The 25,420-nt window shown below is 70.0% G+C and carries 20 protein-coding genes and 1 pseudogene; 14 read left to right on the top strand and 7 right to left on the bottom strand.

The genetic code is table 11. The features are described from left to right. Positions 1–42: 42 nt before the first annotated feature. From K2224_RS32715 to K2224_RS32700, 4 genes are all read right to left on the bottom strand, one after another. On the bottom strand, positions 43–2,781 hold the full coding sequence (locus tag K2224_RS32715; RefSeq protein WP_221910788.1) for a glycosyltransferase: 2,739 nt from the start codon (positions 2,779–2,781) through the stop codon (positions 43–45). Then, on the bottom strand, positions 2,778–5,897 hold the full coding sequence (locus tag K2224_RS32710; RefSeq protein WP_221910787.1) for a glycosyltransferase family 4 protein: 3,120 nt from the start codon (positions 5,895–5,897) through the stop codon (positions 2,778–2,780). The genes K2224_RS32715 and K2224_RS32710 overlap by 4 nt, the downstream gene beginning before the upstream one ends. Further along, complete coding sequence (locus K2224_RS32705; RefSeq protein ID WP_260693615.1) at positions 5,894–6,706, bottom strand: glycosyltransferase; 813 nt, start codon at positions 6,704–6,706, stop codon at positions 5,894–5,896. Before K2224_RS32705 ends, K2224_RS32710 begins: the two co-directional genes overlap by 4 nt. A 146-nt stretch (positions 6,707–6,852) precedes the next feature. Then, positions 6,853–7,962 carry a hypothetical protein gene (locus K2224_RS32700; RefSeq protein ID WP_221910786.1) on the bottom strand — a complete coding sequence of 370 codons (1,110 nt, stop codon included), beginning with the start codon at positions 7,960–7,962 and terminating at the stop codon, positions 6,853–6,855. A 632-nt stretch (positions 7,963–8,594) separates the two neighbouring features. Between K2224_RS32700 and K2224_RS32695 the strand changes: the two genes are divergently transcribed. From K2224_RS32695 to K2224_RS32680, 4 genes and pseudogenes are all read left to right on the top strand, one after another. Next, positions 8,595–8,939, top strand: coding sequence for a hypothetical protein (locus tag K2224_RS32695; RefSeq protein WP_221910785.1), 345 nt, complete (start codon positions 8,595–8,597; stop codon positions 8,937–8,939). Between the two features lie 74 nt (positions 8,940–9,013). Then, positions 9,014–9,379: a hypothetical protein gene (locus K2224_RS32690; protein ID WP_221910784.1), complete on the top strand. Its 366-nt coding sequence runs from the start codon at positions 9,014–9,016 to the stop codon at positions 9,377–9,379. Between the two features lie 132 nt (positions 9,380–9,511). Then, the gene (locus K2224_RS32685) at positions 9,512–10,282 is read left to right on the top strand and encodes a class I SAM-dependent methyltransferase (RefSeq protein WP_221910783.1); all 771 of its coding nucleotides are present in this window, start codon (positions 9,512–9,514) and stop codon (positions 10,280–10,282) included. Positions 10,283–10,368: 86 nt separating this feature from the next. Continuing rightward, a pseudogene (locus K2224_RS32680) lies at positions 10,369–10,823 on the top strand (hypothetical protein); the annotation flags it as partial. Here K2224_RS32680 and K2224_RS32675 read toward each other — a convergent pair. Beyond that, a complete protein-coding gene (locus K2224_RS32675; RefSeq protein ID WP_221910782.1) occupies positions 10,781–11,341 on the bottom strand; it encodes a MepB family protein in 561 nt (186 codons plus the stop codon). The pseudogene K2224_RS32680 and the gene K2224_RS32675 sit on opposite strands and share 43 nt — an antisense overlap. A gap of 204 nt (positions 11,342–11,545) precedes the next feature. Here K2224_RS32675 and K2224_RS32670 point away from each other — a divergent pair, with 204 nt between their 5' ends. The 5 genes from K2224_RS32670 to K2224_RS32650 all read left to right on the top strand — a co-directional run bounded on the left by K2224_RS32670 (position 11,546) and on the right by K2224_RS32650 (position 17,513). Then, the gene (locus tag K2224_RS32670; RefSeq protein WP_260693614.1) at positions 11,546–12,127 is read left to right on the top strand and encodes an isoprenylcysteine carboxylmethyltransferase family protein; all 582 of its coding nucleotides are present in this window, start codon (positions 11,546–11,548) and stop codon (positions 12,125–12,127) included. A gap of 188 nt (positions 12,128–12,315) precedes the next feature. Then, positions 12,316–13,317 carry a triacylglycerol lipase gene (locus tag K2224_RS32665; protein ID WP_221910781.1) on the top strand — a complete coding sequence of 334 codons (1,002 nt, stop codon included), beginning with the start codon at positions 12,316–12,318 and terminating at the stop codon, positions 13,315–13,317. 762 nt (positions 13,318–14,079) lie between these two features. Further along, on the top strand, positions 14,080–15,522 hold the full coding sequence (locus K2224_RS32660; RefSeq protein WP_221910780.1) for a family 2B encapsulin nanocompartment shell protein: 1,443 nt from the start codon (positions 14,080–14,082) through the stop codon (positions 15,520–15,522). A 20-nt stretch (positions 15,523–15,542) separates the two neighbouring features. Continuing rightward, positions 15,543–16,601, top strand: coding sequence for a family 2 encapsulin nanocompartment cargo protein terpene cyclase (locus K2224_RS32655; protein WP_221910779.1), 1,059 nt, complete (start codon positions 15,543–15,545; stop codon positions 16,599–16,601). 33 nt (positions 16,602–16,634) lie between these two features. After that, positions 16,635–17,513 carry a geranyl diphosphate 2-C-methyltransferase gene (locus tag K2224_RS32650; RefSeq protein WP_221910778.1) on the top strand — a complete coding sequence of 293 codons (879 nt, stop codon included), beginning with the start codon at positions 16,635–16,637 and terminating at the stop codon, positions 17,511–17,513. A gap of 102 nt (positions 17,514–17,615) precedes the next feature. Here K2224_RS32650 and K2224_RS32645 read toward each other — a convergent pair whose 3' ends face one another. Then, on the bottom strand, positions 17,616–18,059 hold the full coding sequence (locus K2224_RS32645) for a cupin domain-containing protein (RefSeq protein WP_221910777.1): 444 nt from the start codon (positions 18,057–18,059) through the stop codon (positions 17,616–17,618). 389 nt (positions 18,060–18,448) lie between these two features. On the opposite strand from K2224_RS32645, the gene K2224_RS32640 reads away from it, so the two are divergent. Continuing rightward, entirely contained in the window at positions 18,449–19,417 is a 969-nt protein-coding gene (locus tag K2224_RS32640) for a serine hydrolase (protein ID WP_221910776.1), read from the top strand. A 121-nt stretch (positions 19,418–19,538) separates the two neighbouring features. On the opposite strand, the gene K2224_RS32635 is transcribed toward K2224_RS32640, so the two are convergent. Then, positions 19,539–20,321: a hypothetical protein gene (locus K2224_RS32635; protein WP_221910775.1), complete on the bottom strand. Its 783-nt coding sequence runs from the start codon at positions 20,319–20,321 to the stop codon at positions 19,539–19,541. Positions 20,322–20,343: 22 nt separating this feature from the next. On the opposite strand from K2224_RS32635, the gene K2224_RS32630 reads away from it, so the two are divergent. Genes K2224_RS32630 through K2224_RS32615 form a run of 4 tightly spaced genes read left to right on the top strand, consistent with a single transcriptional unit; the run spans position 20,344 to position 25,419 of the window. Then, positions 20,344–21,105, top strand: coding sequence for a TnsA-like heteromeric transposase endonuclease subunit (locus K2224_RS32630; protein WP_221910774.1), 762 nt, complete (start codon positions 20,344–20,346; stop codon positions 21,103–21,105). Continuing rightward, positions 21,102–23,132, top strand: coding sequence for a Mu transposase C-terminal domain-containing protein (locus K2224_RS32625; protein WP_221910773.1), 2,031 nt, complete (start codon positions 21,102–21,104; stop codon positions 23,130–23,132). Before K2224_RS32630 ends, K2224_RS32625 begins: the two co-directional genes overlap by 4 nt. Then, positions 23,129–24,211: an ATP-binding protein gene (locus K2224_RS32620; RefSeq protein WP_221910772.1), complete on the top strand. Its 1,083-nt coding sequence runs from the start codon at positions 23,129–23,131 to the stop codon at positions 24,209–24,211. Before K2224_RS32625 ends, K2224_RS32620 begins: the two co-directional genes overlap by 4 nt. Next, entirely contained in the window at positions 24,211–25,419 is a 1,209-nt protein-coding gene (locus K2224_RS32615) for a hypothetical protein (protein WP_221910771.1), read from the top strand. Before K2224_RS32620 ends, K2224_RS32615 begins: the two co-directional genes overlap by 1 nt. Position 25,420 lies beyond the last annotated feature (1 nt).

The raw sequence follows: 25,420 nt of genomic DNA, 5'->3' as shown, positions 1-25,420 counted from the left end.
TTCACCTGGAATCCTCATGACGGGTGACGGGTGACGCCGTGGTCAGGCCCTGTCTCGGTGCCGGTTGGTCGGTTCGTCGTCCGTGGCGTGAGGCAGTGCGGAAGCTGTTCGGTATGCCTTGAGTTGGGCGGTGGCGGTCTTGTCCCAGTCCAAGTGGCGTACGCGGGCGGGGCCGTTGGCACCCAGGGACGTGCAGCGGGACGGGTCGTTCGCCAGGGCGGTCAGGGCGGTTGCGTAGGCGTCGACGTCGGCGGGTGGGACGCGGACGCCGACATCGTCGGTGACCAGGTCGCGCAGGTGCGGGATGTCGAAGGCGAGCACCGGTGTGCCGGTCGCCAGGGATTCGGCGGCGACCATGCCGAAGGTTTCGTAGCGGCTGGGCATGCAGAGCAGACGGGACGAGGCGAGGAGGTCGAAACGGTCCGCGCCTTCGATCCGGCCGAGCCAGTGGACGCGGGCGGCGATGCCCAGTTCGTCGGCGAGGGTACGGGCACGTTGGGCGTGCGGGCCGTCGCCAGCGATGTGGAGGTCGCCGGGGACGGCGGGGGCGGCTTTGGCATAGGCGTGCAGCAGGAGGTCCAGCCCCTTCGAGGCCATCTCCAGTCGGCCGAGGAAGAGCAAGTGGTCCCCGCGCACAATGGTGCGGCGGGTGAAGGCTGCCGGATCGAGTCCGTTGGGGATCACCGTGACGGTTGCGGTGGTGTTGCGGTGGCGCAGTTCGGCGCCCAGGCCGTCGCTGACCGCGATGAGCGAGCTGTGCGAGGCGATCCCGCGCCGTTCGACGGCGTCGAACGGCAGCCCGTACTCGCGGGCCTTGGCCTCCGCGGCCAGCGCCTGCACCACACCGACGACGGGTCGGCGGGTGAGGTACGGGATGCAGACGGACGAGAACGGGACGCCGAACTCCTCTACGACGAGGTCCGGATCGTATCGGTGGGTCAGGCGCCCCAGTGTCGTGACGACCGCTGCGTAGTAGGCGAGTTGGGGCACGAAGCGGCGGTGGACGAGCGGGCCGAGGTGGGCGGGCAGGGGCAGGTAGCGGACCCCGTCGCGCACCGTTGCGGAGCAACCTGGCCAGGGTGCGCAGACAACGGTGATCTCGACTCCGCGTGCGGCCAGTCGCCGGTTGACCTCGTGGGTGCGCAGTGCGCCGCCGCCGGCGCCTGGCTGCTGGGGATCCTCGAAGCCCAGGTGGAGTACGCGATAGGGGCCCGGGCGGCGCCGACGCGGCCGGGCGGCGCAGGCGGCGCAGGCGGCGCAGCTCACGGTGGTCAGTGCGGCTGCGGCCCACAGTGCGGGGTGGGCGCGGAGCGCCAGCAACACGGTGGTGATTGCGGCGCCTGCGGTGAGTGGGGCGAGGGCCCCGGAGAGTGGGCCGAGCCCGACGAGCCGGCGGCGTGCGAGCGAGGTTGCGGTGACGGCGACGGTGCCTGTGACACCGGCCGAAGCCCAGGCAAGGGCCTGGAGGTTGGCGGCCAGGGCGGCGTAGAGGGCGCCGCCGGCCAGCCCGGCGGCTGCCAGCGTGACGGTGACCGTACGAGCCGGGCCCCATGCCTGGAAGACGGTGGTCATCAGGACCGTGGTGGCGCTTGCGAAGCCGGCGAGGGCGAGCGGCGGCAGCAGCCCGGCCGAGGAGGCGTAGTGCCGGGGCAGGACGAGGGCGAGCAGGGGTCCCGGGCAGGTGGCGACGGTTGCGGTTACCACGACCCCGCTGATCCAGTGCACCCGGACGGCTTCCCGGAAGCCCGCAACGATGTGGCGGTTCTTGGCCGACATGTTGGTTGCGGCCAGGCGGGGAAAGACGACCGTGGCCAGGGCGGTGGAGAGGAAGAGCGGTATCCGGGCGAGGACGAGCAGTGCCTGGTAGGGCGCCAGTTCGGCGGAGCCGTCCCGCACCGCCGCGGCGACCAGCACATCGAGGGTGAAGAGAAGGCAGGTCAGGACCTGGATGCCGCCGATGGGCAGAGCGCGGCGCCAAAGGCGGTCGTCGTATGGCGATTGATCGTCCTGGCTCGCCTGCTCCTTCTTCTCCCCTTTCTCCTTCCTCTTCCCCTTCCTCTTCCCCTTCCTCTGCTGCTGCCGCTCCTCGTGCCGGCTTTCTGTTCCTTCTCGCCGCTGTCCTGTCGTCTCCTGCCGTGCGACAGCGGTGAGTCCGGCGGCCGAGGTGACCGCCGCGCCGACGGCGAACGCGCCGATGGCGCCGCCGCTGCCCCAGCCGGCCAGCACCGCACCCATGGTCACAGCGATCCGTACGACCATTTCGGCCACGCGCAGCAGGGCCAGCCCGACGAAGCGGCGGCTCCCCTGGAGGTGTCCGGCGCCGACCGAGTTGAGCCAAACCGTCACACATGCCGCGGAGAGTCCGGCCAGCGGGCCCGGCCCGGCGTAGGAGGCGACGGCCCCGCAGGCCGCTGCGGCGCACAGCAGTGACAGTCCGAGCGCCAGCAACAGGCAGGAACGCAACGCCAGTCGCCGCCGTACGCTGCCCGGCGCGGTGATCGCCACCTCGCGGGCGAGCACCCAGGGCACGGTGGCGCCGGCGAGCGTCCCGACGCTGAGCAGCACCGAGGAGACGGAGGAGTAGACCGTGAACTCGGCCGGGGGCAGCAGGCGGACCAGGAAGAGTGAGAGGCCGTAGTTGCTCACCCCCACCAGTACGGCGGAGAGGGTGAGCAGGCCGGCGCCGCGGACCGCGGTCCCTTCGGTCGGGGACGGCGAGGGCGCGGGTGTCGGGCCGGAGGCAGTGGGCGCGGGCGATCGGCGGGAGAGTGGCACGGTCACCGTTCGTCCGCCTTCTCGTTCCCCTGCACGGCGGCCAGTCGGCGTACGTCGTAAACGCGCAGCTCGCCGGCGGTCCGCCCCGGTTCGCGGTGGAGGAGTCGTGCGTGCCGCTCCAACTGGCCGGCCAATCGTCGTCCCAACCGCCCGTATCCCTGTGTTTGCAACTCGGTGGAGAGCACGACGTAGTCGGCGTGTACTCGTGCCAGGTCCGCCGGTGACCGCCAGGCGTCCAGGCGGGTGCCGGGCAGCAGGAAGTCGGCGGTTTCCTCCTGTGCCGCGATGACGCTGTCGTGCGGGAGGTGCGTACGGACCCAGGCCAAGGTGCGTCGGAAAGCGTCGTCGTGCCTGGTGTGGACGCGTACCCATACGAGGGCGTCGACGGTGAGCGCGACGGCGGCGAGCGCGGTGAGGGCCCTGCCCGGCGCGGTGCGTCGAAAACGGTGGCGGCGCTGGGGACGTTCGCGGCGTCGGGGCAGTGTGGAGGTGGAGGGGCGGAGGGGAAGGGCGAGGTCGGCGGTGAGGGCGAGTGCGGCTGTACTCGTGACGACCAGGGGGTAGAACATCTGCTCTTCCAGGGTGCCGACGGCTATCGCGTATGCCAGATGCAGCAGGGTGCACACGGCCCAGGCGATCACCGGTGTCCGTCCTGGCGGGCCGGCGAGGCGCATGGGTCGCCGGAGTCTCAGCCACAGCAGCCATACGGTGGCCGCCGAGCCGAAGGCGATCAGCGCGTAGGGGACGGCGAACTGGCCGAGTTGGGCGAGCAGTCGTGCGGTGAAGCTCACCGAGCCGTCATTGCTGTTGAAGCCGCTGATCTGTTTGATGCCGAGGGCGCGGGCGATGCCGTCGGTCTTCTGCGCCCACCATGCGGGCCAGGCTCCGGCGGCCACCGTCGAGGCGAGGTAGACCGCGTAGCCGGCGAGGGTGACGACGGCCGCGGTCAGTCGCATGCTCCGGACCGAAGGGTGTCCGAACCACGCCAGCATCGTCACGGGTACGAACGTCTCCAGGGCGTACGGCTCTTTGGAGGTGACGGCCGCGGCGAAGAGCAGCCCTGCGACCGCGCCCGCGGCGATGCGGCCTCGTGGGGTTGCGGGCCTGCGAGCGAGGGTCAGCCAGCCGAGCGCGGCGGCCGCGACGGCCGGCGCTTCCAGGAGCACCCGGCTGTCGAAGCGGTTGAGGAACGGGTCCAGCGCCAGGAAGAGGCCGGCGGTCAGTGCGATGGGCCACCGGACGGCGCGGCGCAGCAGCACGGTCACCGCGACCACGGCCAGCGAGCCGACCACGGCGAGCACCGGTCGGAGCTGGAGTACCAGGTGGAGCAGGTCGGCGGAGCCCAGGCCGGTGATCCTCATGACGGCTGCCAGCAGTGCGAAGACGGCGGGTGGGTGGAGAGCGAAGAACTGCCCGTCGAACGTCGGGCCGTGGCCGTCGGCGAGGTTGTGGCTGATGACGGTGTAGTAGACCTCGTCGACGAAGACGTCGTAGGAACGCTGGATGAAGGTCAGCCGGAGTGCCAGTGCGACGACGAAGAGGGCGAAGAGCGTGCAGGGAGCGCGGAAGGAAGTGGGAAGCCAGGGCGGGGCGGTTCGAGGAGCCGACCGACCCGGGGGCTGATCCGTGGCTCGGAGTCGCTGTGGTTCTTGCCGTCGGGGCGGCGGGTGGGCGGGCCATCCGAGGATGTCGCCGTGCCTGGCGAGGCGTATCGAGATGCGGGGGTCGTGCGGATCCAGTCCGATGCGCTGCAGGATGCGTTCGGCGTCCCGCTCGTCCGCGCCGAGCAGGAGCAGGCCGGGGTCGGGACCGGTGGTGTCCACCAGGTCGGTGGCGCGCAGCGCACCGGGTTCCGCGCGCCGGAGCAGTGCGGCGGGTGCGCTGACCAGTGTGCAGGTGTCGGTGACGGTGCGGCGGTCGGTTCGGGTCCTGCAGTGCAGCCGGTGTTCTTCGGCGGTCAGCACTGCGAGGAGGTGGCCGCCGGTGGCCGTCCAGGTGAATCGGGCCGCCCAGGCTCGGCAGTCCGCCTCCCAGCGAGCGGCCTCTTGCGGGGTCTCGACGGCTCGCAGTGCCTTGGCGAGGCCGGCCGCGAGGTCCGCTTCGGGTTCCAGGAGCCAGCCGGTGACGCCGTGCCGGATCGTGTCGCGCAGTCCCGGGACATCGAAGGCCACGGCGGGGATGCCGGCCGCCGCGGCCTCCATCACGGACAGGCCCCATCCCTCGGCGCGTGAGGCGGACGCGGTGATCCATGCGGACTCGACCAGTGCATCCCGGTCCTCCGCCGCAACCCGGCCGTGCAGGACGACCGTGTTGTCGAGGCCGAGGTCGTCGACGAGAGCGCGCAGCCCGTCGTAGACCTCGCCGTCGCCGACGATGTGCAGTTCCGCGTCCGGTACCTCGCGGCGCAGTGCGAACATGGCCCTGACCAGGCAGTCGACGCGCTTCTGCCGGACGAGCCGGCCGACACACACGATGCGTGGTCTGGTGGCACGCTGCCTGGGCGGCGTTGCTGTGCTGGCCGAAGTCACCCCGGTGGCAACGGAATCGGGGGTCAGGCCCGCCGGTGCGAAGTGCACCGGTCCACGCAGCGCAAGACGCCCGCGGACCTCGGTCCGGGTGGAGGGCGAGACCGCGCAGATCGCCCGGCGGCCGTACACCAGACCGCTGCCCCGGTTCTCCAGCCAGCGTCCGAGGGCTGCCAGGGGCGGTGGGAACCACAGGGCGAACTGGCCCTGGTGGACGTGGTGGATGAGGAGCACCACGGGGGTGCGGCGCGGAACGACCAGTGGGGTGAAGAAGGGGATGCCGTTCTGGGAGTCGATCACGCCGTCCACCGAGCGGCGGTGCCGCAACAGCCACAGCAGCACGAAGAGGTAGACGGTGGACCGGCCGCCGCCGCGCACCACGGCGCCGTGGTCGGTGTGCTCACGGCGGGCCGTGCCGCGCGGGCGGGCGGTCAGGAAGGTGACCTGTGCACCGGCCCTGCGCAGCTCACGGGCGGTCTCCTCGCAGTACAGTTCGGCGCCGCCGGCCTGGGGGTGGCGGCCGTCCCGCCAGTTGCACACCACCACGTGGCGGCCTCGCCAGTCACCGGCCTCGGCTGACGCATCGTCCTGGCTCATCCTGCTCCCTCGGACAGGCGGGAGGGGATACGGGGCAGTGTGCGGTGCAGCCGCCACAGCTCTGCGGCCACCCGTCGGCCGTCTGCGAACGGACGGAAGGTGGAACCCTGTTGGTCGTTCCACATGACGGGGAACTCGGTCAGGCTGAGCTGACGGGCCCTGGCTCGCGCGATCACTTCGAGGTCGAAGGCGAAGCCGGTGGCGGTGACGTCGGCGAAGAGCCGGCGCGCGGCCGGTGCCTGGAAGAACTTGAATCCGCACTGGGTGTCTGCGACGGGGCCGCAGAGCCGTCGGGTCAGCAACCGGAAGCCGGCGCCGCCAAGCCGTCGGAGAGCGGACTGCGGCACCGGTATGCGTGCCCCGTGACAGCGGCGCGAGCCGAGCACGACCTGCCAGCCGTCTCGTAGGAGGGCGAGCGCGTCGTCGAGGGCGGTGGCGGGCGTGGCCAGGTCGGCGTCGCAGAAGCCGACCCATCGGGTCGCCCGGGTTGTGATCATGCCTCGGGAGACGGCTGCTCCCTTGCCGCGCCGGGAACAGCCGGTGACGGTGACGGGGATGCCGGCGGCGGAGAGGCGGTCCACGCACTCGGCGGTGCGGTCGCTGCTGCCGTTGTCGATGACGCGCAGCGCGGCGGTCAGCGGCAGGCCGCGCAGATGCTCGGAGAGGGCCTGCACGGTGGGGGCCAGGCGGTTTTCCTCGTTGTAGGCGGGGATGAGGAGTTCGAGGTCACAGGAGCCGACGGCCGGATCGGAAGCGGTTGCCGGTATCGGGACCGGAACGTCTATGCCTGCCACCTGGGGCGCTTGCACTACTGAGGTCTCCTTCTTGCCATGCCTGGGTGCTCTTGCGGTCCTGCGTGGGGCCGAGGGACTCTGGCGGATCGCATCGGAGCCGGCGGTCCCGCCGTACACGTGCCGACGTGACGGACGAGACCACCGGCTCCGGGCGCCCAGGTCTATGGAGCGGGCGGCGCGGGGCTGAGGCGGATGTGTGCGAGGAGCATGCCGGTGTCACCGTCCGGATCGGCGCTGAGCTCGTGGTCGAAGCCCGCGCGTCCGGGGTTGGCGAACCGCACCGTCACCTGGTAGACGCCGGCCGGCGTCCGGAAGCGGAGCCGGCGCTTGCGCCAGCCAGGGGCGTTGAGCTTCGCCTTGGCGGGGGTTTCCTGTTGCCCGGTGTAGTACTGGACGTAGTCGTCCCAGACCAGGGTGGGGCCCTCGGCTGCGGGATCTCCCACGAGGACCTCGGCCCGGAGGTAGGTGGGTGCGGAAACCGGCGTCCGCAGGAAGTGGTAGCCGGTGTAGAAGGACAGTTCGTACCACGAGCCTGGGCTCACCGTGACGGTCTGCTTGATGAACCCGCAGGTCTTGGCCCCGTCGATGTCGACGATGTTCTCGTGCGGGACGAAGGGGTACTCCGTGTCCTGCGGGAAGTTCCCGATCGTGTCGCCCTTGAGCAGATCGACAAGGGTCCCGGGCTCCCCGGTCTCCGAGGTGTGCCAGGCACCCTTGCCCTCGTACTGGCCCACCTTCCAGGAGCCGATCTTCCGGAGGTCCTTGGCGTACTCGGTGCCCTTGTTGTCGTACCAGCCCTCCGCCGACTTCCACTCGTAGTGGACGAACCCACCGTTGACGATGAGGTTTTCGGTCGGCTGCGGGACGGTGATCTGGATGCGCAGTGGAGCCTTGCTCGCGCCGATCTCGACCTGGCCCCAGACCAGTCCGGGCCGCGCGTCGTCGAGCACCCTGACGCCGACCGAGTAGAACCCGCCGGCCTCCGGCGAACCGTCGTCGAGGTGAACGGTGTTCTCGAACCGCAGCAAGCGGTTGGCCTTGTCGTAGTCCAGGACGTGCAGCTCGTGCCGGACCACGCCCGGGGCGTTGTAGAAGACCTTGCCGTCGTCGGGGAAGGTGACCCCTTCGGGCAGTGTGACGGCGAGCACAAGCTTCTCGCCCTTGATGGGCTCACTGTGCGGCGTCAGCAGCAGATCGATCGGAAAGAACCCGTACTCGCCCTGCTGGAGATTCACCGGCAGCGGTAATCCCTGGGCAATGATGAAGGCCATGACTGTCCCCTCTCGCATGTCCGGCTGGGATGGGAGGAGACGCTACCCGAGGCCAAATCCCGTGACGCGCAAAAGTTTTATGCTTCATACGCGTTCATGCACATCAGGCCAGCCGTCCGACGGCACTCCCCCATCTCGGCCAACTGGGCATCGAACGCGCGATACCCCCGTCGCCGATGCGTTGTCAATGCACCGCGACCAGGGGATATTTGACCCGGCAGTACGGCTCGAATCCGGCGATCATCCCGGAAAACGAGAACAAGCCACCTCGGGTCACTCACACTTCCATGGGAGAACCACGATCAAACGGTTCGCCCGGGCCCCGGGCGTGGCAATTCGGCCAACGCACACGAATTTCCCTTCGGCGGGTTCTTGCTCGCTCGCAAATCCGCACCTGAGACTGGTCCAACGAGACGGGGGCATCGCAGCGTTCGCGGTCCGTGAGAGCGGAGGTCGCCATCCCCGCCTCAATCGGGCCGGCGTCTTCCCGTGGCTCTTCGACGTCAGCACAGGCGCGCCGAACTCAAGACCGGCAGTCCCCCTGGCGGCGGGGCCGACCGTGGCCAGCTTGCGAGCGACCTCGACTCATCGCAGGACAGTCGCGACACCAACCCGAACAGGAGAACGAAGCAATGACACTCTTTTTCGAACGTGTTCCGATCGATGTGAGCGGCAACTGCGTGGACGGGATGTTGGGGGCGGGCAACTTCACCATCCCCGGCAAGGTCCGGCGGGACGACGACGGTGTGCCGATCATCAACGCAGCCATCAGCACGTTCGCCCTCGAGTACAAGAACCCCAAGGAATCCGTCATCGGCCGTGAAGAGATCGGGGTGGAGGTGACATCGGGGGCCAGCCGGAACGGCACGGTCGCGGCGAAGCTGAACCTGCGGCCGGCGTCTCCGGACCGAAACTGGCTCTGCACCGGCACGGTGATCGCTCTGGTTATCGCCGAGTTGGAAGACGGCCACCGTTGACCCGGTAATCCCCAAACCGACCCGTCATGCCGACACGACCCGCCGGCACTGACTTCCAGCGGAGGAAATTCCTCATGATCGCCTTTGTGCCGCAGAAACTCACCATCAGCGCCACCGGTCTCGACCAGCCCGCCGTAGCCGCGGCGGGGGTCGATTTCCAGGGCAAGATCCGGTCGAACGACAAGGGCCGCCCCATCGTCGACGTCGCGCTCCGGTCGTTCCACCTGGAAGTCACCCAGAACGGCAGGTCCGAGGACTTCGAGATCGGACTCGAGGACATCACTCTGTCGATCGACCCGAACGCGTACCAGCACGATGCCGAGATCACGGTACGGGCCCAGCTGAGCCCCCGAAGGGACGCACGACGCGACGCGAGCTTCGCGTACAGCGGTTGGGTCGAGGTGCTGGTCATCGCCGAGCTGGAGGACGGGCACCGGTGATCCGGCCGGCAGACCAGAAGTAGTCATGCCCGAGCGTCCGCCCCATTGCCGACGACGCAGTGCGGCGGACGCTCGGGCACTCTGCCCCGTCCTCTGCCCCGTCCCGTCTTCCCCAAAGGGAGCGCCCCCACGGTGAGTTCACCCACCACCCTCGAAGGCTCGACGCCCGACCGGCCCCCGCACGACCCGTCCCTGCGACGCTCCCTGGCCCTCTTCCGCTCCTTCCGGCAGGAGCAGACCGACCCGGAGAACTGCTACGGACTGCTCGCTCGCGACTCCGCCGACCAGATCGAACGTCACATCTCCCTCGACGATGCCCTCGTGATCGACATCGGCGGTGGCAGTGGGTACTTCACGGAGGAGTTCCGCCTCCGAGGCGCGCGGACCTGCCTGGTCGAGCCCGACCTGCGCGAACTGACCGCCCAGGGACGGGCTCCCCACCACGCGGTGATGGCCGACGGCTGCCGCCTTCCCTTCGCCGACGGCGCGGCCGACGTCTGCTTCTCCTCCAACGTCCTGGAACATGTGCCGGAGCCTCGGACCTTCCTGAACGAAATGGTCCGCGTCACCCGGCCCGGCGGACTGATCTACTGCGCCTTCACCAACTGGTTCTCGCCCTGGGGCGGCCATGAGACCGCGCCCTGGCACTACTTCGGCGCCGATCGCGCCCGCCGGCGCTATCTGAAGCGCACCGGCCACCCGGCCAAGCACACTCTCGGCAGGAACCTCTTCGCCGTCCACATCGGCCCGACCATGCGCCACGTGCGCAGCCGTGCGGACGTCACCGTGCTGACGGCCCGATCCCGCTACGCTCCGTTCCTCGCCGAAGCCCTCCCCCGCCTCCCAGGCATACGGGAGTTCGCCACCTGGAACCTCCTCCTCATCCTGCGGCGGCTGCCTTGAGCAACGGCTGCTGCCTCACCGGGCCGACGCGGCCCTCAAATCAGCCCTCGATCCCCACGGATCGACAGCGTGGGACGACGGCCGCCATGACCGGTCAGATCTGGGTGGCACTCATATCGTTGGGTGGCGTCGTCCTCGGCGGCATGCTGTCCTACCTCGTCCAGCACAGAACGCAGCTGTCCGCGGAACGTGCTGAACAGCAACGGCAACAGACGGCCCGGTCAGAAGCCCGGCGCGCCGAACGGCTGGCGCTGCTGGAGCGGTTCATCGAGGTGGCCGGCCGAGGCGGAGCGTTCCGCGTTCGGGCCGGCCGCCCGAGTTCGACGACACCCATGCCTGGTTCCTCCGGACTCAGGACGTGATGAACAGGCTGTGGGTCGCGGAGCGGCTCGTCCGCATCCAGTTTCCTCGGCCCGTGCATGACGCGGCACGCGCGTACTCCCTCGGCCTCAACCGGACCGTGTGGGAAGGCTTGCCGGACGGCGAGAGCGTACGGGACTACCTGGAGGACAACCGACTGACGTTCCTCGACGCGGCCCGGTGGTACAGGGCGCGGGCACGCGTCAGGTCTGCGGGACCGTCGTGGCCGAGGTCGAAGAAGTACCTCATCTGCCATGCCTGGGTGCCGCGGGCCTGTCGGTTGGTCGTGGTCACCCAGGGCGGATAGACGCGGAATCCGCGCTTCCCACCGGAGCCGTTGCGGGAGACGATGCCGCGCTCACACAGCACCTCGGACGGGAACACGAACTGTCCAAAGCCGCTGTCGTCACGACTGCTGATCACAAACAGGTCGACCCCGTCATCGGCGTCGAAGGGCCGGATCGGCCCCTCCTCGGACCGCTGCCAGACGGTGACGAACTGACCCACCTTCGTCGGGGTGGTCTTGGCCACGCGGAACCGGACCGACCGGCCGTCAAGGGTGAACCCGCAAGCCGCGTACTCGGCGCTCTCCGGTTCGGACACCGGCCGTGAGCAGGTGAAACCGCCCGGGCCGTACACCGACTCCTTCGCCACCAGCAGGTCCCCGTGGAGCCCCGCCCACGACTGATTCGTCACCATGCCGCCATCCTGCCACGACACCCGTGCACTGCCTGGCCCGTACCCGCTCCGCGAGCAAGGTCGAGCGACAGTCGAGCACTCCGCGGGCGGGTATCCACCCGGACTCCACCCCTGAGTGGATCCGCTCCACCCGCTCCCGGTGCAAAGCTGACGCCGTACGACCCCGCGCCGGGGTACGGGGTCCGGGAACAGCCGGGAGGTGCCGTGCTGCACCACGTCGTGAACACCGCGCTCGTCGTCACTGCCTGGGTCTGGGCGGCGGCGGAGATCCTGCTCCAGATACGCCAGCGAATCCGTAGCGAGCGGACGAAACGGACCGAGTGGCTCAGCCTGCTGGTCTTCGCCGTTCTGATCGACGGCGGGGCCACACTGGCCGCACCCGTCCGGGAAGCGGTGCCGGCCCTCTCCTACTCCACGGACCTGTCGGCTGTGCGCATTGCGGTGCTGATCGTGGCCTGGTCCGGGATCGGGATCCGGCTGTGGGCCGTGATCACGTTGGGTCGCTTCTTCCGCGGCACGGTGCACATCCAGCACGGCCACCAGGTCGTCACCAAAGGGCCGTACCACTACGTCCGCCACCCCGCCTACACCGGAATCCTGCTCGCCGGAACGGATCTCGCGCTGCTCCTGGACAACGCGGCCTCCTGGTTGGTGATGACTGTCTGCTGTCTGATCGCGGTGGGCTATCGGATACGCGTCGAGGAACGAATGCTGCTCGACGCCCTGGGCGAGGAGTACCAGTCGTACGCAGCCCGGACGCCCAGGCTGATCCCTGGAGTGTGGTGAAGCCGACCCGACGTCGTCGGCGCCGGTCGAGCGGCCGCCCGTCGCGTCCACCCCCGTGAATCCGCTGCGACAGAATGATTACCGGCCGTAACTTGCCCGTCGGTCGCCACGTTGGCCCTTGCGATCCGGATCTCTGACGAACGGCTCACGAATCACTTCGGAGCCCTCCTCCCCGCAAGGAGCACCGTATGAAGCTGCGTTGGTCGAGACTGCTCACCGCCGTCCCGGCGGCCACTCTGGCCATCAGCCTCACCGCTTCGCCCTCCGCTGGTGCCCGCCCCTCGGCCACCGCCCCCACCGGCAAACCGCTCGTCGCGCCCGCCCAAGCACCGGCCATCGCTTCGCTCGCTTCCCTACGGGGCCCCCTGGGACTGCCGCTCCTCCGGCCGTCGGCCACCGCCATCCCACACCATGCTCCCTGGACGGCCTCCGTCAGCAGCGGCTGGAACAACTTCTCCTGCAAACCCTCCCACCACCATCCTCGTCCGGTCGTCCTGACCCACGGCACCTTCGCCAACGGCATCGACAACTGGCTGGGCCTCGCGCCCTACTTGGTCGCCCGCGGTTACTGCGTCTTCTCCCTGACCTACGGCCAGTTGCCCGTCCTCCCCGTCGTCGGGGGGCTCGGTCCGATCGACGACTCGGCCAGGCAGCTCGCCGGATTCGTCAACCGGGTGCTGGCCGCGACGGGCGCGAGGAAGGTCGATATCGTCGGCCAATCGCAGGGCGGCATGATGCCGCGGGTGTACATGAAGTTCCACGGCGGCCGCCACAAGGTCCATACGCTGGTCGGGCTGGCCCCCGACAACCACGGCACCGACCTGCACGGCCTGTCCAAGCTCGTGGACCTCGCCCCGATCAAGCAGACCCTCCACACGCTCACACCGGGACTGATCCAGCAGAAGGCCGGCTCCCCCCTGTTGCGCCGCCTCAACGCCGGGCGCGAGACCCTCCCCGGAGTCCACTACACCGTCATCGCCACCAAGTACGACGAGGTCGTCACGCCCCTCGGCTCGGAGTTCCTCCACGGTCCCGACGTCCACAACATCCTGATCCAGGACCTGTGCCCGCTCGACATCTCCATGCATGCGACCATCGGTCTCCTCGACCGGATCGCGTTCCACGAGACGGCCAACGCACTCGACCCGGCCCATGCCACCCCCACCACCTGCGCCTCCACCCTCGGCTAGGGACCCTCGACCAAGTCTGCCCGGGCACTACAGCGACGCGCCGGCAAGCCCTGGCTGCTCCACCCGCCAGGCGTCCCGACCTTTTCGGGCTGCCGGCAGCGCCCAAGCCTGGAAGGAAGGGGGAACGAGGAGCGGGCGCCGAGGGGCTTTCGATCGTTGGGCGATGAGGTACCCCGTACCCCGCGCCACGTTCCGGGGCGTGGGCTCGACGCCGTTCCCGATCCGGGGCACCGTGCGGTGGTGGCCGGCGTTCCGTCCGGCACCAGTGGCAGGCCATCCACCCGCGTCGCCGACACCGATCGACATGACCCTCTGATGTCTCAGGGGTGATGCCTCAGGGGTGATGCCTCAGCGGTGTGAGCGTGGGCAGCAGTTGGGGCAGCAGGCAGCGGCGGGGAGTGGTCCGCGGCGTGCCCTGGGACGACTTCGTCGTCGACACGCCCGCCGGCGGGCTCTCCAACCCCCAATCACTCGCCCTCGGATCAGTGTGCGAAGCGGGTCACCAACGAGGGACACGATTGGTGCTGGTCACGGTGCATGCGTGCCCGGGAAACGTGGTAGCCGGGGGCGCGCGGAATCCGTGATGGTGATCCGTCTGCATCAATCCGGTGTTTGCGCCCCCTGAACGCGAGAGCGCCCCCCTTCACGCCGTATCAGTGATGATCTCCTGCCTGTTTCGCTTGTCTCTGCGGACGGCGGCCTACGTCCTCCTGCGCGCCAATCGCCGTACTGCCCACCCCTGTTCACGTCCCGGGAGGGAATGTGTCCACACCGGACAGCGTCACCGGTTCCGTCGCCGAAGAGCCCGTACCCCAAGCCCTCGCGGACGGCTCCGGCAGCAGCCTCAGCACACAGGCCGCACGCCAACTCGCCACCACCACCAAGACCGTGCCCCAGATGCAGGCCATCACGTCGCGGTGGCTGCTGAAGATGCTGCCGTGGGTGGACGTCAAAGGTGGCACCTACCGGGTCAACCGACGGCTGCAGCTCCGGGTCGGTCGGGGACGTGTCCAGTTCGAGCAGAACGGCGCGGACGACATCAGGGTGATCCCCCAGACCCTCACCGAACTCCCGGTGCTGCGCGGCTATGAGGACATCGAGGTACTCAAGGAGATCGCCGGCCGCTTCCGCGTCCGGGAGGTCCGGGCCGGGCAGGTCCTCTTCGAAGCGGGGCAGCCCGTCACCGAGGCGTTCCTCGTCGTGCACGGCCGGTTCGCCCGCTACAAGCCGGGCAAGTACGGCGACGAGGAGGTCATCGGCGTCGTCACGGACGGCGACCAGATCGGGGACGAGGCGATCGGCCGGCCCGACCCGCGGTGGTTGAGTTCCGTCCGGGCCGAGACCGCGGCCGTGGTGATGGTCCTGCCCTGGGACGTGCTCCAGGAGTTCACCGGCCGCGCGCCGAGCCTGGCCGCGCACCTGTCGGCGTACGCGGAGCGGCAGCAGCGCCCCATGAACCGCAAGGGTGAGGCGGATGTACCGGTACAGGCAGGGCATGTCGGCGAGCCGACGCTGTCCGGCGGCTTCGTCGACTACGACCTCGCTCCGCGCGAGTACGAGCTCTCGCTGACGCAGACCGTGCTCCGGGTCCACAGCCGGGTCGCCGACCTCTACAACGAACCCATGGACCAGACCCAGCAGCAACTCCGGCTCACCGTCGAGGAGATCCGCGAGCGCCAGGAGTGGGAGCTGGTCAACAACCGCGAGTTCGGGCTGCTGCACAACACCGACTACGGCCAGCGCATCAGCACCTACACCGGCCCGCCGACCCCGGACGACATGGACGAGCTGCTGTCCATGCGCCGCAAGACGCGGCTGTTCCTGGCCCATCCCAAGGCGATCGCCGCCTTCTTCCGGCAGTGCAACAAACGCGGTCTGGCGCCGGGCACGGCCGACGTCGACGGGCACGAGGTCCCTGCCTGGCGCGGTGTCCCGATCTTCCCGTGCGGCAAGATCCCGATCGGCGACACGCACACCAGCAGCATCATCGCGCTGCGTACGGGTGAGGCCGACCAGGGCGTCGTCGGCCTGTACCAGACCGGCATCCCCGAGGAGTTCCAGCCGGGGCTGAACGTCCGCTTCATGGGCATCGACCAGGCAGCCATCATCAAGTACCTCGTCACCGCCTACTACTCGCAGGCCATCCTCGTGCCCGACGCCGTCGGCATCCTGGAGAACGTCCAGCTCGGCCGGAGCGCCGACTGAACCCCGGTGGAGTACCAACCATGAGCACGCCCCCCAAGACCGACTCCGGATTCTCGATGCCGGGACCGCCCCGACTCGTCCGGGACCTGCGAGCCCGCCGCGGCGGAGCCGTCCCCGGCCTGAAGTACCGGCCGGCCACTCCCGCCGACCCGGAAAAGGCGGAGGAGATCGACCGCAGGTTGGAAGCCTGGGCCCGTGGCCTGGACCTCTTCCCCCCACAGTGGACGGGGGACTTCGCGGAGTTCCAATGCGGCCGGGCCGTCGTCCTGCAACACCCCGGCGCACTCGATCTCGAACACCTCACCGTCGCCGGCAAGTTCCTGCTCGCCGAGAACGTCGTCGACAGTTGTTACTGCGAGGAGGACGAGGGCCGGGGCGCCTCGCGCAGCGAACTGGGCGGCCGTCTGATCCTGGCCCAGTCGGCCCTCGACCCGTTCCACGGCACGCCCGCGCTGGAGGCGGAGTGGCACGAGGGCATGCAGGCCGACGGGCCGCTGCGCTCGTACTACTGGGCGATCAAGGACTTCGCGGCCGTCGCGACGCCCAGCCAGACGGACCGGTTCGTGCACGACATGGCCCGGCTGCACCTCGGCTATCTCGCCGAGGCGTCCTGGGCGGGGACGCGGCACACACCACATGTCTGGGAGTACCTGGTCATGCGGCAGTTCAACAACTTCCGTCCCTGCCTGTCTCTTGTGGACGCCGTGGACGGCTACGAGCTGCCCGAGGCGCTCTACGTCCGTCCCGAGGTCCAGCGGGTCACCGCCCTGGCGTGCAATGCCACGACCATCGTCAACGACCTGTATTCCTTCACCAAGGAGCTGGCCAGTGACCCGACGCACCTCAACCTGCCGCAGGTCGTGGCCGCCAACGACAAGCGCGGTCTGAAGGCCGCGTACCTGAAGAGCGTCGAGATCCACAACCAGGTCTACGAGGCGTTCGAGGCGGAGTCGGCCCCGCTGGCCGCCCTCTCCCCCCTCCTGGAGAAATACGTCCGAGGACTGACCGACTGGGTCGCCGGCAACCACGAATGGCACGCCACCAACACCGACCGCTACCAGCTGCCCAACTACTGGTAGAGCACAAGCACGTACCGTCACAAGGAGTCACCGTTGACGATCACCCACACCGACACCGCCACCCGCACGCCGGTGCCGACCCAGTCCACGTACCAGTCCCGGGTCGCGGACTACTGGAACGCCGAGGAGAACCCGGTCAACCTGGAACTCGGCAGGATCGACGACCTGTACCACCACCACTACGGCATCGGGGAGGCCGACTGCTCGGTGCTGGACGAGCCGGACGCCGACCGCCGTCGCGAGCGGGTCACCAGCGAGCTGCACCGGTTGGAACACGCCCAGGCCGAACTCCTCGCGTCCCACCTCGGTGACCTCACCCCCGCCGACCGCGTCTTCGACGCCGGGTGCGGACGCGGCGGCGGCAGCGTCGTCGCGCATCTGCGCTACGGCTGCCACGCCGACGGGGCCACCATCTCCGCCAAGCAGGCCGACTTCGCCAACGAGCAGGCCCGCAAACGCGGAATCGACGACAAGGTCCGCTACCACCACCGCAACATGCTCGACACCGGCTTCACCGCCGGCGCGTACGCGGCGTCCTGGAACAACGAGTCGACGATGTACGTCGAACTGGACCTGCTGTTCGCCGAGCACGCCCGACTGCTGCGGCGCGGCGGCCGCTACGTGACGATCACCGGCTGCTACAACGACGCCTATGGGCGCGCCTCCCGCGAGGTGTCCCTGATCAACGCCCACTACATCTGCGACATCCACCCCCGGTCGGCGTACTTCAACGCCATGGCCCGCAACCGGCTCGTCCCCGTGCACGTCGAGGACCTGACGGAGGCCGCGCTCCCGTACTGGGAACTGCGCCGGCAGGCCGACCACCTGGTCACCGGCATCGAGGACACGTTCCTGAACGCCTACCGCAACGGCAGCTTCCAGTACCTGCTGATCGTCGCCGACCGGGTGTGAGGACCGGGTAGGGATCAGGGGCCGCGCCTGTGACGGGCGCGGCCCCTGACGCACGACCGGCACACGACCGGCGACTCGGCCTGTGCCTGTCTACGTGCCTGTCTACCGGGTGCCGGCTTCCTTGAGTTGATACAGCTCAGGCACCGACACCTTGATCGGCTCCTGCGTGGTCCGCGCGATGACGACGACCACGGGTTCGTTCGGGTCCGGATTCTCCTCGCGATGCGGAACGAACGGAGGGACGAGGAGGAAGTCGCCCGGGCCCGCGGAGATCCGCACCTCCTGTGTGCCGTCGTGGAAGACGAACACGGGGTGTCCGCCCACCACGTAGATGCCCGCCTCGGAATCGCCGTGGTGATGGTTGTCCGTGGCGCTCAGCGGTGGGTTCTCGACCAGCCCCATCCACAGCTTCTTCGAGCCGACGGTGCCGCCGCTGAGAGCGGTGTAGCCGTCCAACTCGCCGGCTCGCACGTGGTGGACGCGGTTGTTCGGCGGTGCCGTGTCGTCCGGGCTCGTTGCGGACCCGGCGCCTTCGCGGGTGGTCATCGTGTGGCCTCCTGGCTGTTGTCGACGGCCTTTGGTCGAACACCAGGCTGCGACCACCATGACCGCGACGGCAAACGTTGTTGCTGTATTGGCAACGACGTGCAGCGTCGGCGTGGTGTGGGCATCGGCGCGTCAGCGGAGTATGTGCCAGGCATCACTGCGGTCAACTCCCCGTGCCAGTAGGGTTCCTGGGTTCGTCTCCACTGTGCGGTGAGACGCTTTCCGACTTCTGTGGGAGGCATGGCATGGATGCAGTCACGTCGCGGCATGACGGTGAGTGCCTGGAACGGGTGCATCGCCCCGCCGATCCCTGGGAGGGAGTGGATCGGGCGGGACTTGCGCGGGCGGTCCGGGCGCAGGCGGGACGGCCGGTGTCGGGGATCGGGGACATGGCCTCGTACCTCGCCGCGCAGGTGTCGGACGCCTCCCACCGTGAGGTCGTGGGCCCCCTCCTGGACGGACAGGGGCCCAGCGGTGTCGTGGTCCGGCGCGGTACGGTCCTCGCCTCGTGGGGCGACCCGACTCGGACCGAGATGGCGTTCAGCGCCACCAAGAGCGTGCTCTCGCTGGTGGGCGGCGTCGCGTTCGACGACGCGAGGCTGCGCCTGGACGAGCCGGTGGCCGAGTCCGTGGACCTGCCGCAGTTCGGCGACTCCCATGGGCATGCGATCACCTGGCGTCATCTCCTCGACCAGACCAGTCAGTGGGAGGGCGAGTTGTGGGGCAAGCCGACGTGGGCGGACGCCCAGAGCACACGTGAGGGGACCGAGTCGGCCGGTGGGCCTCCCGGCCAGGGTTGGGCCTACAACGATGTCCGTGTCAACCTCACGGCGCTGGCCCTGACGGTCGTGTTGGGCCGCTCGCTTCCGGAGGTCCTGCGCGAACGCGTCATGACGGCGATCGGTGCCTCCGGCGGCTGGTCCTGGCACGGCTACCAGAACTCGTTGGTCGACGTCGACGGCACCCAGGTGCCGGTCGTCTCCGGCGGCGCCCACTGGGGCGGCGGTCTGTGGATCGGCGCCCTGGACCTGGCCCGCATCGGCCATCTCTGTTTGCGCGGTGGCACATGGGCCGGGCGTCAGGTCCTCTCCCGCCGCTGGATCGAGGAGCTGTGGACGCCCTGCCGGGCCAAGCCCAACTACGGTCTGTCCTGGTGGCTCAACGACGACCGCACCGTCTGGCCCCAGGCTCCGCGCACCGGCCGCTGCGCCCGTGGCAACGGGGGCAACCATCTGCTGTGGGTGGACCCGGCACGCGATCTGGTGATCGTCTCGCGCTGGGGCGCAGATGTCGAGCGGCTACTGGCCGAGGTATCGGGGGCGGTGTCGCCGGAATCGCCCATGTCACCGGTCGTTTGACGGCCCTTCAGTGAGGCAGCTTCAGGGGCTGCGCCTGCCGGCACTCGTGCCACCGTCACCGACAGTGGCACGGGGGGGGTGGAGCGTCCCGGCAGGGAGTTGACCGCCTGGGGCGGCGACGTCACCGGGTGGTGATGGTGACCCGGTCGATGGTGGGTTGCGGGGCGTGGGGGCCGGCGGCCAGTTCGCCGGGGATGGTGGTGGACGGCACGAGGGAGACGGTGACGGGTCCTTCGGCCCACATCCCCTGTTCCTGGAGCTGGCGCACGCGTTCGGTGATGTCGTAGCTGAACTCGTTGCCGTCTCCGTTGCCGTGGTGTTCGCCCTCGCTCGATCCGAAGAAGGAGACCCAGCCGACGAAGTAGGCGTCATCAGGCCGGCCCTCGCCCTGGCCCTGCGGCGGGTTGAGGTAGATGCGGTACGGAGTCCCCGGAGGGACGTTGGAACGGATACCCCGCACGGTCAGGATCAGACCGTTCTCGGGCACGGCTCCGCCGGCGAGGAAGTCCTGCGTCTGGCTGGAGTCGTTGGCGGCCTCCAGCGGGACTTCGGTCGGGCCGGCGAGGCTGAGCGGGTGGCCGGGGTTGGACATGACCAGAACCCTCTCCTCGGCCGGTGCCAACTGGCGTGCGCACACGGCCGGTTGTTCTCCCGTTCCGCTGTCCAGCGACTGGTACTCGTAGTCGCCTGCGCTGGTCAGGACTTCCTCGGTGGTGGGGGTCAGCAGCGTCCCCGCTTCGTCGAAGAAGGTGTACTTCCTGGTCAGCCAGCTCTGGTCGTTCGGATTCTTGCGGCCGTCGCCTCTTCGCAGCCATGCCGGCCAGAAGTGTCCGGTACGGCTTGACTCTGCACATGTCAGCTCTAAGCTGCATCTGATCTTGCAGTGGTCAACGTGACCTTGCATCGAGCGGTGGGGTTAGCCGGACGTGGTGCATGCGTTAGAGGTCCTGCCGGGTGGTTCTGCTGGGCCTCCGGCGTCTGGGTTCGAGGTCGCGTACGTCGCCCCGGACGGGACGGGGTTGCGGCGTCCGCTGCCGGAGGCGTGGGCGGTGTCGTTCGAGCACGCCCGTCCCGTACGGGCCTTCGCGTCGTACCGGCGGCAGCGGAACCTGCCGGGCCTGTGGTGGTCGGCGACCACCGGCGGGCACGTCGGGTACGAGTCCTGGCTGGAGCGCGACCAGGTCACGCTGCTGGACTTCGATCCGGCGGTGGTGGGGATCTCCTCGCAGCCGTTCTGGCTGTTCTGGTCGGCGGCGAACGGGCGGCCGGTCTCGCACGCGCCGGACTACTTCGCCCGCCGCGAGGACGGGACGGGTGTGGTCGTCGACTGCCGTCCGGCCGATCGCCGCGGCCTGCGGGACGTGGTGAAGTTCGAGGCGACGGCGGCGGCCTGCGCCGAGGTGGGGTGGGAGTTCCGGCTGCTGGGTGCCCCGGATGCGGTCGTGGTCCGCAACGTCCGGTGGCTGGCGGGCTACCGGCACCCCCGGCATGGGGTGGAGCCGGCCGCCTCGCGGCTGCGGGAGGTGTTCGCCGAGCCGCTGCCGCTGATGGACGGGGCCGCGGCGGCGGGTGAGCCGCTGGCGGTGCTGCCGGTGCTGTTCCACCTGCTGTGGTCGCACGAGCTGACGGTGGATGTGTCGGTGCCGCTGCACTCCGGCTCGCTGGTCTCGCCGGGGGCGGGCCGGTGACCGCGGGCGGGGGCTCGGTGCTGCGGCCGGGTGACTGGGTGACCTTCGACGGCGGTGAGCATCAGGTGGTGGCTCTGGCCGGGACGGCGGTGCGGCTGCGGTCCGCTGCCGGGGCGGAATCGGTGGTGCTGGCCTCGTATCTGATGGCGGCGCCGGACTTCGCTGTTACCGGCGCCGAGCCGCTGCCGGAGATGGAGCCGTTCGGTCTGCTGGAGACGCTGCCGGAGCCGGCGCGGGCGGCGGCGGTCGAGTGGCAGCGGCATGTGGTGGAGGTGGAGACCGGGCTGCCGCCCGGCGCCGAGCCGGGAACACCTGCGCGGCCGGAGTACGACCTGGTGTCGCGGACGGTGGTGGAGCGGGCCCAGGCGAAGGCCGACGAGCTGGGCGTGAGCCTGCGCACGGTGATGGACAAGCGGTCCCGCTACGCCCGGCAGGGGTTGTGGGGGCTGGTTGATCAGCGGTTGGTGCGGGTGAGGGAGGCGACCGGGCGGGCAGATGCGCGCGTGGTCGCGGCGATCCGCCAGGTGCTGGACGACCAGACGCAGGTGTCGACCGGGACGCGGTCGCGGGTGATCCGGCGGGTGGTGAAGCTGGTGGAGGCCACCCACGGCGAAGGGGTGGTGCCCCTGCCGAGCCGGAACACCTTCTACCGCCTCATCGACACGCTCTCGGCCGGGCGGCACGCCTTTGGGTCGGCGGTCACGCGGCGGCAGACGGCGAACCGGCCGGCGGGGCCGTTCACGCCGACGTTCGCGGACCGGCCCGGGGAACAGGTGCAGATCGACTCCACCCCGCTGGATGTGATGGTGGTCCTGGACTCGGGGGTGAGGGCGCGGGCGGATCTGACGATCGCGGTCGACGTCGCCACCCGCACGATCTGCGCGGCGGTGCTGCGGCCGGTGGGCACCAAGGCGGTGGACGCTTCGCTGCTGCTTGCGCGGATGCTGGTCCCGGAGCCGATGCGGCCAGGCTGGTCCGCGTCGCTACGGATGGCGGTCTCGCGGATGCCGCACAGGCAGCTGCTCGGCGTCGACGCGCGGATGGAGCAGGCCGCGGCGAAGCCGGTGATCGTGCCGGACACCGTGGTCATCGACGGCGGGAAGGTGTTCATCTCCGACACCTTCCTGCGGGCCTGCGAACGCCTCGGCATCTCCGTCCAGCGGGCGCGTCCGCGCACGCCGACGGACAAGGCGATCGTGGAGGCGACGTTCTCCGCGATCAACACGCTGTTCTGCCAGCACCTGGCCGGTTACACCGGCCGGGACGTCACCCGCCGCGGCGAGAAGATCGAGCAGGCCGCCGTCTGGACGATCCCCGAACTACAGGACCTGCTGGAGGAGTGGCTGCTGGCCGGGTGGCAGATGCGGCCGCACGACGCCCTGCGCGACCCGTTCCGGCCGGGCAAGGCGATGTCGCCGAACGACAAGTACGCCTCCCTGGTCGCGGCGGCCGGCTACCTGCCGCTGGTGCTGCGCGGGGAGGACTACCTGGAGCTGCTGCCGGTGGCCTGGCGGGCGATCAACGACTACGGCATCCGCATCGGCCACCGCACCTACGACGCGCCCGAGCTCGGGCCGTGGCGGCGCCAGCACTCCGGCCACGCGGCCAAGCGGGGTCTGTGGGAGGTGCACTACGACCCCTACGACCTGACCCGCGTCTTCGTCCGCACCACCGGCGGCTGGATCACCGCACCCTGGGTCCACCTGCCGCTGGTGAACGCCCCCTTCGCGGACTTCACCTGGGACCACGCCCGGCGCCTGGCCGCCGCGGCCGGCCTGGACGACGCGAACGAAGCCGACGTCGCGCGGGTCCTGGACGCGCTGCTGACCCGGGCCGAGCACGGACCGGACATCCGCACCGCCCGGGTCCTGGGCCGCACCCGCACCGCCGCCGCACTCCCCGCGCCCGCGGCGGAACCCGAGACCGAGAACACGCCCGACCCCGCCGGGCCCGACTCCGCGCCGTCCGCGGAGGTGGTGCCCTTCGGGGTCTTCGACGCCCACGCCGAAGCCGAAAGGTGGCTATGAGCACGCCCGCGACCGCGACCCCGCAGCCGGACACCGACGAGCAGGCGCCGCCGGACTCCCCGCTGACGACGAAGGAGGGTTGGCGCCGCTACGTCGAGCACGAGACCGCGGCGCCGAAGCTGCTGCCCGCCGCCGAGCGGGCCGCGCTGACCGGGCGGGAACGGGCCCGGGTGGACGAGCGGCGGCGGGAGTATCACGCGGACCTGCCGCTGGTGAACACCCCGACGATCCGGAAGGTGATCTCCACCGCCCGGCTGCTGATCCAGCTCAACCGCCACCAGGTCTCCGCCCGCCGCGGCGTGATCCTCTCCGGCGCCTCCGGCACGGGCAAGACGACCGCGCTCACCCAGCTGGGCCGCGCGCACGAGCTGGCCACCCGCAAGCGCCACCCGCACGACCGCTCCCGCCTGCCGGTCGTCTATGTCACCGTCCCGCCGGCGGCCACCCCGAAGATGCTGGCGCAGGAGTTCGCCCGGTTCTTCGGGCTGACCTTCCCGGCCCGGGCCACCCACACCGACATCGTCGACGCCGTCTGCGCCACCGCCGCGCACGTCCACGTCGACCTGGTCCTGGTGGACGAGCTGCACAACCTCAACCTCGGCTCCCGCTCCGGGGCGGAAGCATCCGACCAGCTGAAGTACTTCGCCGAGCGGCTGCCGGCCACGTTCGCCTACGCGGGCATCGACATCGAAAGCCAGGGCCTGTTCGCCGGCACGCGCGGCCGGCAGATCGCCGGACGGTTCGTCGTCATCCGCGCCGCCCCGTTCTCCTACGCCACCACCGGCGACAAGGAAGCCTGGCGGGGCCTGGTCGGCACGCTGGAATCCATGCTCCGCCTCCACGAGCACGCGCCGGGCACGCTGAGCGCGATGAGCGACTACCTCTTCCACCGCACCGGCGGCATGATCGGCAGCCTGTCGCAGCTCATCCGCGGCGCCGCCGTGCTGGCCATCGAGGACGAGAGCGAACGCATCACCGAGGACCTGCTGGCCCTTGTCCCGATCGACTTCGCCGCCGAGCAGTCCGAGCAACTCACCGCTCCGGCCAAGGCGACCGGGCGGCGGAGGCGCGCGGCCTGATGCTCCGCACGCTTCCCGACCCCGTTCCGCCCGCCCGGCACGAGATCCCCCCGTCCTACATCAGCCGCCTGGCCACCCTGCACGGCCTGGACGTCAACGGCCTGTGGTTACAGGTCACCCAGCCCGCATACCCCGGGGCAGGCCGCCGCGTCGTCGTCCCCGAACGGCTCGCCGCGCTGACCGGCCGCAGCGTCCACGCCCTGGCCGGGGCGATGCCGGAACTGCGCGACCCGCCGCCGAACTGGGAGATGTTCCGCCACCAGCCGCAGACCGGCTGCCACCTCTGCGACGCCCGCCATCCCGGCGGCCGGGTGGTGCGGCTCTTGCCCCACCACGCTTACGTCTGCCTGCGGCACGGCACCTGGATCGGGCCGCCCGACATCGACCACCCCGCCGTCGATCTCACCCGGCTCCCGGACATCATCGACGCACAGCGGCGCCACCTGCTCGTGCTGCGGCGCTACGGCTGGGCCGCCACCTACGACGCGGTGCTGACCGGCCTCATGCTCTGCGCGCATATGTGGTCTCCGGAGGGGCGCCCGTCGCCCTTCGGCCGCTGGGACGTCTGGGACGACCGCCTCGACGTCCTGATCCCCTTCGACCGGGAGAAGCAGGACTACGTCGGCTTCAGCACCTCGAAGCTGTTCGCCGCGGTCTATCCCGAAGCCGTCGCCCTCGCACCGCTGATCGCCTCCCCCTACTGGCGTCGGCTGGCCGGCGGCACCGAAGCCGAGCAGGCCCGGTTCTTCGCGGAGGTCGCGGGCCGCGTCACCTACCCCTACAGCCCGCCCGACCGGACCGGTGACGCCGTCGCCCACTGGGCGCTCTCCGACTCCTGGCGACCGCCCAGCCGGCCCCTGACGACCTACACGCCCGGCCGCGTCCGCGGCACCCTGCCCGGCGTCGCCGCGAACCGGCTCGCCCGGCACGAAAAGAGCGCGTTGTGGTTCAGCCGGCTCCGCCGGAACCAGGGCCGCACGCTCCTCTTCCACGGCCACCTCAAGCCGGTCCTCCTGCGCGACGGCGAACCCCAGTACGTGAAGTGGGAGGGCACCATCTGGCACAGCACGCGCACTGACGATCAGTTGAAGGAACAGGCCGCGAAAATGCGCCGGGCACTCGAAGTCACATGCTCTCGCCTGCCGCACCAGCGCACGGAAACCGCAAGATCAAATTTCGCAGAACCTCCCGGCCGCCCGCTGCCTTAGG

It is taken from the genome of Streptomyces sp. BHT-5-2, from assembly GCF_019774615.1.
Classification (GTDB): domain Bacteria; phylum Actinomycetota; class Actinomycetes; order Streptomycetales; family Streptomycetaceae; genus Streptomyces.
This window is presented reverse-complemented; position numbering and strand designations above follow the sequence as displayed.